The sequence below is a fragment of the Brevundimonas sp. genome (genome assembly GCF_032107865.1).
Lineage (GTDB): Bacteria > Pseudomonadota > Alphaproteobacteria > Caulobacterales > Caulobacteraceae > Brevundimonas.
Genome location: NZ_DAMCNG010000068.1, coordinates 1 through 9602 on the forward strand (window position 1 = coordinate 1; position 9602 = coordinate 9602).

The 9602-nt window shown below is 68.2% G+C and carries 10 protein-coding genes; 5 read left to right on the plus strand and 5 right to left on the minus strand.

What is annotated here, in order from left to right; all coding sequences use genetic code 11:
• Positions 1 to 883, plus strand: an 883-nt coding sequence (locus RT567_RS07765) for a phosphoenolpyruvate carboxylase (protein WP_313575534.1), incomplete at its 5' end; no start/stop codon positions are given.
• Here the strand turns inward: RT567_RS07765 and RT567_RS07770 are convergent.
• Together RT567_RS07770 and RT567_RS07775 are read right to left on the minus strand one after the other, a co-directional pair.
• The gene (locus RT567_RS07770; protein WP_313575536.1) at positions 884 to 1849 is read right to left on the minus strand and encodes a magnesium and cobalt transport protein CorA; all 966 of its coding nucleotides are present in this window, start codon (positions 1847 to 1849) and stop codon (positions 884 to 886) included.
• Between the two features lie 185 nt (positions 1850 to 2034).
• A complete protein-coding gene (locus tag RT567_RS07775) occupies positions 2035 to 4323 on the minus strand; it encodes a M3 family metallopeptidase (RefSeq protein ID WP_313575537.1) in 2289 nt (762 codons plus the stop codon).
• 121 nt (positions 4324 to 4444) lie between these two features.
• On the opposite strand from RT567_RS07775, the gene RT567_RS07780 reads away from it, so the two are divergent.
• Positions 4445 to 5308 carry a glutamate racemase gene (locus tag RT567_RS07780; RefSeq protein WP_313575539.1) on the plus strand — a complete coding sequence of 288 codons (864 nt, stop codon included), beginning with the start codon at positions 4445 to 4447 and terminating at the stop codon, positions 5306 to 5308.
• Positions 5309 to 5318: 10 nt separating this feature from the next.
• Here the strand turns inward: RT567_RS07780 and RT567_RS07785 are convergent, their stop codons facing one another.
• A complete protein-coding gene (locus RT567_RS07785; RefSeq protein WP_313575541.1) occupies positions 5319 to 5831 on the minus strand; it encodes an S-type pyocin family protein in 513 nt (170 codons plus the stop codon).
• Positions 5832 to 5963: 132 nt separating this feature from the next.
• Between RT567_RS07785 and coaBC the strand changes: the two genes are divergently transcribed.
• From coaBC to RT567_RS07800, 3 genes are read left to right on the plus strand one after another with little or no spacing between them, the layout of a single operon-like run.
• Positions 5964 to 7187 carry a bifunctional phosphopantothenoylcysteine decarboxylase/phosphopantothenate--cysteine ligase CoaBC gene (gene coaBC / locus RT567_RS07790; RefSeq protein WP_313575543.1) on the plus strand — a complete coding sequence of 408 codons (1224 nt, stop codon included), beginning with the start codon at positions 5964 to 5966 and terminating at the stop codon, positions 7185 to 7187.
• 16 nt (positions 7188 to 7203) lie between these two features.
• Positions 7204 to 7653, plus strand: coding sequence for a dUTP diphosphatase (gene dut / locus RT567_RS07795; RefSeq protein ID WP_313575545.1), 450 nt, complete (start codon positions 7204 to 7206; stop codon positions 7651 to 7653).
• A gap of 48 nt (positions 7654 to 7701) precedes the next feature.
• A complete protein-coding gene (locus RT567_RS07800) occupies positions 7702 to 8103 on the plus strand; it encodes a BLUF domain-containing protein (protein WP_313575556.1) in 402 nt (133 codons plus the stop codon).
• Between the two features lie 75 nt (positions 8104 to 8178).
• Here the strand turns inward: RT567_RS07800 and dapB are convergent, their stop codons facing one another.
• Together dapB and RT567_RS07810 are read right to left on the minus strand one after the other, a co-directional pair.
• Complete coding sequence (dapB, locus tag RT567_RS07805) at positions 8179 to 8928, minus strand: 4-hydroxy-tetrahydrodipicolinate reductase (RefSeq protein ID WP_313575546.1); 750 nt, start codon at positions 8926 to 8928, stop codon at positions 8179 to 8181.
• Positions 8925 to 9602: DnaJ C-terminal domain-containing protein (locus RT567_RS07810; RefSeq protein ID WP_313575548.1), on the minus strand; the 678-nt coding region annotated here is incomplete at its 5' end. The genes RT567_RS07810 and dapB, both read right to left, overlap by 4 nt.

Below are 9602 nucleotides of genomic sequence, written 5' to 3' on the forward strand. Positions count from 1 at the left end.
CGTCGGACGCGGCGGCGGTTCGGCCTTTTCGGCCGTGCTGGGCCAACCTGCCGGGACCGTCGCGGGCCGCATCCGCGTCACCGAACAGGGCGAGGTCATCGCCAACAAATACGGCGAGCCGGAAGTCGCCCAGCGCAACCTCGACGCCCTCACCTGCGGAACGGTGCTGGCCTCGCTGGGGCCGCAGTCCGACGCGGACTACAGCGCCCAGCACGGCGCCACGGCCGCGCGCCTGTCGACCGCCTCGATGAAGGCCTATCGCGCCCTGGTCTATGACACGCCCGGCTTCGTCGACTATTTCCGCGCCGCCACCCCCATCGCCGAGATCGCCGACCTGAAGATCGGCTCGCGCCCGGCCAGCCGCACCGCCTCCCCCGCCATTGAGGATCTGCGCGCCATTCCCTGGGTGTTCAGCTGGTCGCAGTCGCGGGTCATGCTGCCCGGCTGGTTCGGCTTCGGCTCGGCGGTCCAGGGCGAAGACCCGGCCGAGCTGCGCGCCATGGCCGAGACCTGGCCCTTCTTCCGCACCATGGTTCAGAACATGGAGATGGTGATGGCCAAGGCCGACATGGCCATCGCCCGCCGTTACGCCGGACTGGTCCCCGACGCCGCCCTGGCCGAACGGATCTACGACGCCATCCACACCGAATGGGACCGCACCGTCGCGGCCGTCCTGTCGATCACCGGGCAACAGAGCCTGTTGGGCGCCCAGCCCGAACTGGATCGGCTGATCCGCCAGCGCATGCCCTATGTCGAGCCGCTGAACCATGTGCAGATCGAGCTGATCCGCCGCCGCCGCGCAGGCGACAACGACCCGCGCGTGCGCAACGGCATCCTTCTGGCCATCAACGGCGTGGCGGCGGGCCTCAGGAACAGCGGCTGATTACAGCCACCGCGTCCGCTTGAAGGTGACGTACAGGCCGATGCAGATGGCGACGATCAAGGCCAGCACCGCCGGATAGCCATAGGTCCAGCGCAGCTCGGGCATGTGTTCGAAATTCATGCCGTAGATGCCCGCCACCGCCGTCGGCGTCGCCAGGATGGCGGCCCAGGCGGCCAGCTTGCGGGTGATGACGCCCTGGCGCTGCTGCTCCAGCAGGTTGGACACTTCGAACACCGAGGCCAGGATGTCGCGCAGGCCCGCCGCGCGGCTGGCGACACGACGCACATGGTCGGCCACATCGCGGAAATAGGGCCGCACCTCGCGGTCGATGCAGGGCAGGTCCAGCGACTGCAGCTTGACGCAGACCTCCTCCATCGGCCCCAGCACCCGGCTGAACTTCAGCAGTTCGCGGCGCAGCTGGAACAGGCGGGTGATGTCGGCGCGCGACAGGAAGCTGTCGAGGGCGACCTGCTCCATCTCCAGCACCTTGTCCTCAATGGCGTCGATAATGGGGATGTAGCCATCGACGATGAAGTCCAGCACCCCGTGCAGGATGAAGTCCGGCCCGTGGCTCAACTGGTGCGGCGAGGCCTCCAGCTGGGCGCGCAGCTGGGTATGGGCGCGCGCCGAGCCGTGGCGGATGGTGATGACGTAGTTGGGGCCGACGAAGACGTGGGTTTCGCCGTACAGGATGCGATCGCCCTTGGCCTGGGCCGTGCGCGCGACGATGAACAGTTCGGAGCCATAGACCTCCAGCTTGGGGATCTGGTGCGCCGTCAGGGCGTCCTCGACCGCCAGGGGATGCAGGTGGAAACGGCGGACCAGGACGTCGAACTCATCGTCCGACGGCTCGTGCAGGCCGATCCACAGGTATTCGCCCTTGGCCAGGGCCAGGCCCTGATCCGTCAGCGGCGCGTCGCGCACCCGCTTGCCGTCCTTGTAGACGTAGGAGGCGACGACGCTCATGGGCGCTCCTTCCTTGCTGGGCCGCGATCAGAAGGCTCCGCCTTCTCGACCCGACGCAGCCTGTGACACAGCCAAGGCTTACGCCACCTCAACAGAAATAGAAAAGGCCCGGCGGATCGCTCCGCCGGGCCCTCTCCAGAATTAGCGGCCAACGGCCTCAAGTAGGCCGAAGGCCGATAGGCCCCTTAGGAAACCGGGAAGCCGCGCACCTTCAGCAGGGCCGCCACGTCCGGGTTGCGGCCGCGGAACTGGCGATAGGCGTCGCCGCGATCCGTGGTGTTGCCCGGCGCCAGGATGATCGACTTGAAGCGGCCGCCGATGTCCGGGTTGAAGACGTCGCCCGACTCTTCGAAGTAGGCCCAGGTGTCGGCGTCCATCACTTCCGACCACAGGTAGGAGTAGTAGCCGGCCGAATAGGCGTCCGAGGTGAACAGGTGATTGAACTGCGGCAGGCGGTGCCGCATCACGATCTCCTTGGGCATGCCCAGACGGCCCAGCGAGGCCTTCTCGAAGGCGTCGATGTCGGTCGGCGGCGTGGCCTGGGTGTGCAGGTCCATGTCGACCAGGGCCGAGGACAGGTAGCTGACCGTGGCGTAGCCCTGGTTAAAGGTCGAGGAGGCCTCGATCTTGTCCACCAGCGCCTGCGGCATCGGCTGCTTGGTCTCGACGTGCTTCATGTAGCCGTCCAGGATCGGGCGGCTCAGCACCCAGTGCTCGTGCACCTGCGACGGATATTCCACGAAGTCGCGCGGCGTGTTGCCGAACGACGGATAGGTCACAACCGACGAGAAGTAGTGCAGGGCGTGGCCGAACTCGTGGAACAGGGTCTCGGCGTCGTCCAGCGAGATCAGCAGCGGCTGGCCATCCGGCGCCTTGACGAAGTTGTTGTTGTTCGAGGCCAGGATCGGCTTCGATCCCGTCAGCTGCGAGAACGAGCGATAGGTCGTCATCCAGGCGCCCGAACGCTTGCCCGGACGGGCGAAGTCGTCGGCGTAGAACAGGCCGATCAGCTTGCCGGTCGCCTTGTCCGAGACCTCATAGGTGGTCACGTCCGGCTCGAAGGTCGAGACCGTGCCCTTGGGCAGTTGCTTGAAGACGAAGCCATACAGGCGCTCGGCCATGTAGAACGACGCCGCGCGCACAGCATGCAGTTCGAAGTAGGGCTTCAGCTCGTTCTGATCGAGGTCGTACTTCGCCTTACGCACCTTCTCGGCGTAGTAGAGGTAGTCCCACGGCTCGATGTCGTGACCGGCGATCGCCTTCATGTCGGCGACTTCCTCGGCGACGCGGGCCTTGGCCGGAGCCCAGACGCGCTGCATCAGATCCATCGCCGCGGCCGGGGTCTTGGCCATGGTGTCCTGCATGCGCCATTCGGCGTGGTTGCCGAAGCCCAGCAGGCGGGCGCGCTGCTGACGCAGGGCGACGATGCGGGCGATGGTCGCCTTGGTGTCGTTGGCGTCGTTGTTGTCGCCGCGCTTGGCGAACTTGGTCCACACCTGCTGACGCAGGGCGCGGTCGTCGGCGAAGGTCAGGAAAGGATCGACGCTGGAGCGGGTGTTGACGATGGCCCAGCCCTGAACGTTGCGTGTGCGCGCCGCGGCGGCGGCGGCGGCCTTGTTCGAGTCCGGCAGACCCTTCAGACCGGCTTCATTGGCGATGACCGTCCAGGTGTTCTCGTCGGCGACCACCTTCTGGCCGAAGCCGGTGAAGGCGTTCGACAGGTCGGTGTTGATGCGGCCCAGCTCGGCCTTGCCGGCGGCGTCCAGGGCGGCGCCGTTGCGCACGAAGGCGTCGCGGCTGCGCTCGGCTAGGCGGGTCTGCTGGGCGTTCAGGCTCTCAGCCACAGCCTTGTCCGAACCGCTCGACAGGATCGGCGTGCGTATGAAGCCCTCGCGGCGACGGTCCTCAGCCATACGGGCCACCCGGGCGGTCAGGCCGCCAGCCTCAGCGCCGTCGGCCACGGCCTTGATGCGCTGGAACAGCTTCTCGTTGAAGGTGATCTCGTCGCCAGCGGCCGACAAGATCGGCGACAGCTCGGTTTCCAGCGCATCCCACTGTTCACCGCCGACGTTCGACGTCATGACGCTGAACACGTTCAGGGCGCGGTCCAGCGGCTCGCCGGCCAGCTCCATCGCCACCAGGGTGTTGGCGAAGGTCGGGGCGTCCGGATTGTTGGCGATGCCGGCGATGTCGGCGCGTTGCAGCTCGATGCCTTCCAGGATGGCTTCGCGCATCTTGGGCGCGGTCACCGTGTCCCACGGCGGCACGCCCTCATAGGGGCCGGTCCAGGGCTGCAGCAACTCGGCGCGCGGGGCGGCCGTCGGTAGGACGGCGCGGGCGATGCGCGCTTCATCTGCGGTCGACAGGGAAACGGCGGTCGGCCCCGTCATTTCGGTCTCCACGGCCCCGGCCGAGGCGCAGCCCGACAAGGCGACGAGGCTCGCGCCCCCGATGAGAAGATGACGTCTGTGCATCCAGGTCTCCCAACCATAGCTGTTTCGGACGTCCTTCGGCGCAGCGGCCCCCGACGTCGCATAAATCCGGTTTAGTCCTAACTATTGGACGGCGAAACCCCGCGAGGCTAAAGGCCGCTGCATGGCGATAGGCGTTTTCGACTCCGGCGTGGGGGGCCTGACGGTCCACCGCGAACTCACGGCCCGCTTTCCGACGCGGGATTTCATCTATCTGGGCGACCAGGCCCATGCCCCCTATGGCGGGCGCAACGGCGAAGACATCGTCGCGCTGACGCGCGCCGGGTGCGAGCGCCTGTTCGAGGCGGGCGCTTCCGTGGTCGTGCTGGCCTGCAACACGGCCTCGGCCATCGCGCTGCGTCGCCTGCAGCAGACCTGGATTCCGGAGATGCGCCAGAAGCTGGGTCGCCCGGTCAACGTCCTGGGCATCATCGTCCCGACCATCGAGGCGGCCACCGGCCTGCCCTGGTCGTTCGAGGCCGAGCGCAACGGCCGACTGGAAGGCGAGAAGAAGCAGGCGATCGACATCACCGGCGTCTTCTGCACCGCCGCCACGGCCATGAGCCGGGTCTATGAGATCGAGATCGACAAGCGCCGCGACGACCTGGCCGTCTTCACCGAGGCCTGCCCCGGCCTGGCCGGTCTGATCGAGCTGGGCGCCCCGCCGGAGGAGCTGAAGGTGGTTGTCGACGACCACGTCGACGCCCTGCGCCGCCGCATCGGCCGCCACCCGGACAAGGCCATCCTGGGCTGCACCCACTATGAGATCGTGGCCGATCTGTTCGCCCAGGCCCTGCCGCCCGGCGTGCAGGTCATCAGCCAGCCCGCCGCCGTGGCCGACTCGCTGGAACGCTATTTCGACCGCCACCCGGAATACGACCTGGGTTCGTCGGCGCGCCGCGACTTCCTGACCACGGGAACGCCCGGCCCGCAGTCGGACCTGGTCGCCCAGTTCTGGGGCGCGCCCCTGACGTTCGATCCGGCCTGACACAGCCGCCCTACTCCGCCACGCGCGTCCCATTCCGCCTTTGGCCGAAGGTCGGAGCCCGCTCCTTCTGCTGCGCCCAATAAGTCGGGCCGTCGTCCGGTTTGAACATGGTGCGCGGCACGCCGTTGCGGTCCACCACGGCGAAGGTGTTGGTCGAGGCCTGATAGAACAGGGTGTCGCCGTTCGGCCGCTTCACGGTCTCGGTGCCGGACGGCGTTTCCTCGGTGAAGGCCTGAACCTTCTGCAGATAATCCTCGGCCGACTTGGCGCCGAAGGCGGCGCCGTTGCGTTCATACAGCCGCTGCACCTTGGCGTCGGCGGTTTCCCGCCGATTGGCCGTGACCGGCGGCTTGGCCGCTTCCAGCGGCGCAGCATCCGCCACGCCGTCTCGCGCCCCCTCTGAAACCAGGCCGACCGGTTCGGCCGTGCTGCGATCCCGCGTCTCGACCGCCGAGCCGCCGCTGTCGCATCCCGCCAGAACCACAACCGCCGCAGCCAGGGCCGCAGACATCCGCATATGCATGGCATCCCCTCCTGAAACCCGCCGAACACAGTTAGGCATACAATTTTTGTTCCGGCAATGTTCCATTGACGGAAACGTCAGCGACGTCGCTTTGTCTCGACGCCGTCACCCCGCCCGGCTACAGATTCCGTCATGACCGCACCCTCGCTTTCCGGCCGCAAAATCCTGCTGATCGTCGGCGGCGGCATCGCCGCCTATAAGGCGCTGGAGCTGATCCGCCTGCTCAAGAAGGCCGACGCCGAAGTGATGACCGTGCTGACCAAGGCCGGCGCCGAGTTCGTCACCCCCATGTCGCTGGCCGCCCTGACCGGCCACCCGGTGCGGCAGGATCTGTTCATGCCGGAAGACGAGACGGCCATGGGCCATATCGAGCTGTCGCGCTGGGCCGATCTGGTGGTGGTCGCGCCCGCGACGGCCGGGCTGATCGCCAAGGCCGCCAACGGCATGGCCGACGACCTGGCCTCGACCACGCTTCTGGCCACCGACAAGAAGGTGCTGCTGGCCCCGGCCATGAACGTGCGCATGTGGCTGCACCCGGCGGTGCGGGCCAATGTCGAGCGACTGAAGAGCTTCGACGGCTTTCACGGCATGGCCGTGGTCGGGCCGGACAACGGAATCATGGCCTGCGGCGAATTCGGGCCGGGCCGCATGGTCGAACCGCCGGTCATCTTAGACGCCGTCACCCGCCTGCTGGCCGGACCGGACGGACGCCCGCTGACGGGCCGGACCGCCGTGGTCACGGCCGGACCGACCTTCGAGCCGATCGACCCGGTGCGCGGCCTGACCAACCGCTCCAGCGGCAAGCAGGGCTATGCGGTCGCCGCCGCCCTGGCCGAACTGGGGGCGCAGGTGACGCTGATCTCCGGCCCGGTGGCGCTGGATGCGCCCGTCGGCGTGACCCGCATCTGGGTCGAGGCGGCTGTCGAGATGAAGGCCGCCGTCGAGGCTGCTCTTCCTGCGGATATCGCCGTGATGAGCGCCGCCGTCGCGGATTGGCGCGTGGACGGCGTGGCTTCCGGCAAGATAAAGAAGGCGCCGGGCGGCCCGCCGTCGCTGGCCCTGATCGAGAACCCCGACATTCTGGCGGGCGTCTCCGCCCCCGGACCACGTCGTCCGAAGCTGGTGGTCGGTTTCGCCGCCGAAACCAGCGACCTGGAGGCCAACGCCCGCGCCAAGCTGTCGCGCAAGGGGTGCGACTGGATCGTCGGCAACGACGTCTCGGACGAGGTGTTCGGTTCGGACGGCAACGCCGTGACCCTGTTCACCCAGGGCGGCGCCGAGCCGTGGCCGCGCCAGTCCAAGACCGAAGTGGCGAGGAAGCTCGCCCAACGCATCGCCGATCACTTCAAGGCCTAGAGAGACCCTCCCCGTCATGACCACCATCCGCGTCGAACGCCTGCCTCACGCCGAGGGTCTGGCCTTGCCCGCCTATGAGACCGCCGGTTCGGCGGGCATGGACCTGCGCGCCGCCATCGGCGAAGGCGAGACCCTGGTGCTGGAGCCGGGTCAGCGCAAGCTGATCCCCACCGGGCTGAAGATCGCGCTTGAGCCCGGTTATGAAGCCCAAGTGCGCCCGCGTTCGGGCCTGGCGCTGAAGCACGGCATCTCGGCGCCCAATTCGCCGGGCACCATCGACAGCGACTATCGCGGCGAGGTCGGGGTCATCCTGATCAACCACGGCGAGCTGCCGTTCGAGATCAAGCGCGGCGACCGCATCGCCCAGATGGTCATCGCCCGCTACGAGCAGGCCCGGATGGTCGAAGTCGAGGCCGTGGACGAGACCGACCGAGGCGCCGGCGGCTTCGGCTCAACCGGACGTTGACGAAAGCGTCACTTTCATCCTCGTAGATAAGACCCTAGCGTGGCTGTCATGAACACGCTGGACCAGCTCGTCTATTGCAGCCGCTCGCGTCTGGCCCCGGACGATGAGGCGACGGCGATGGTCGACATCGTCCACGTCGCCGCCTTCCTGAACGCCCGCAACGGCATTACGGGGGCGCTGACGCTGCAGGGCGGCGTGTTCGTTCAGGTTCTCGAAGGCTCGCCCAGCGCGCTCGACATCCTGATGCTGCACCTGCATTTCGACGAGCGTCACGAGGAGATCGAGGTCGTGGCGCGCAACCGGATCGAACGGCGCGCCTTCCCGGCCTGGGGCATGGCCGCGCCGACCCGGGGCCAGTGCGGCGTGCTCAGCCGCCTGATCGCCGAACGCTCGACCGACCTGACCGCCTGGCGCGGCGCCCTGAGCGCCCTGCTGGCCGAACCCGCCTAGCCTGAACCAACCGCGCTCAAGCAGCGAGCCGCCGCGCGGCGAGCGATAGCGTGGGCGCGTCAGCGCCTCCAGGCATCAAGCCTGGCGGAAGCCCAGGACGTCCTGCATGTCGTAGAGGCCGGGGCGGCGGTTGCGCACCCAGGCGGCGGCGGCCACCGCGCCCTTGGCGAACAGACTGCGATCCATGGCCGAATGCGACAGGGTCAGCATCTCGTCTTCCGAGGCGAACATCACGGTATGGTCGCCGATCACCCCGCCCGCCCGCAGGGAGGCGAAGCCGATCTTGCCCGTTTCGCGCGGGCCGGTGATGCCGTCATAAGGGGCGCTGCGCAGCTCCTTCAGATCGCGGCCCCGACCGTTGGCGGCGGCCTCGCCCAGCATCAGGGCCGTGCCCGAAGGCGCGTCGACCTTGCGCCGATGATGGGTCTCCAGCACCTCGATGTCCCAGTCGCGCGCATCCAGCCGCAGGGCCGCGTGCTCGACCAGGCCGATCAGGATGTTCACGCCCAGCGAGAAATTGCCGCTCATGACGATGGCGATCTTGTCGGCGGCGGCCTCGATCTCGGCCTCCTGCTCGGGCGTCAGGCCGGTCGAGCCGACGACCAGCGCCGGTCCGCCCGCCTCGGCGCAGGCCTTGGCCAGGGCGACCGAAGCCTCGGGCGTCGAGAAGTCGATGATGACGTCGCACAGCTTCAGGTCGACGGTTTCGCCGCGATCGAAACGGGCGGCCACCACCACGTCCTCGCGAGCGTCCAGAACCTGAGAAACGGCGCGGCCCATGCGGCCCCGGGCGCCGGAGATGCCGGCGTGGAAGATGTCGCTCACGCAGTCTCTTTCGGATTATCGGCGTCGCCGCCCAGAATATCGGCCCAGAAGCGCTTGGCCTTGCCCGCGAAGCTCGTGTTGCGCGGCGTCTGGCTCTCGCCCAGCGAGGCCGCCAGTTCCGCCAGAAGCTCCTTCTGGCGCGCGTTCAGGTCGGTCGGCGTCTCGACGAACAGTTCGACCACCAGATCGCCACGACCGCGGCCGTTCAGGTGCGGCATGCCCTTGCCCTTGATGCGGACGGTCTTGCCCGTCTGGGCGCCCGCAGGCACCTCGACCGGGGCCTTGCACTTGCCGTCGCAGGCTTCTGAGATCAGGCAGGGCGCGTCAACAGCCCCGCCCAGGGCCGCCACCGTCATCGGCACCGGCACCGTGACCAGCAGGTCCAGGTTGTCGCGCTCGAACAGTTCGTGCGGCAGCACCGACAGGAAGACATAGAGGTCGCCGCGCGGCCCGCCGCGCTGGCCCGCCTCGCCCTCGCCCGACAGGCGGATGCGCGAGCCGTCGTCGACGCCCGCCGGAACCTTGAGGCTGAGCTTGCGGGTCTTGCGGACCTGGCCGTGACCCCGGCAGGTGGTGCAGGGATCGGCGATCATCTCGCCCGAGCCGCCGCAGCGGGGGCAGGTGCGCTCGACCTGGAAGAAGCCGTTGGCCTGACGCACGCGACCGGCGCCGCC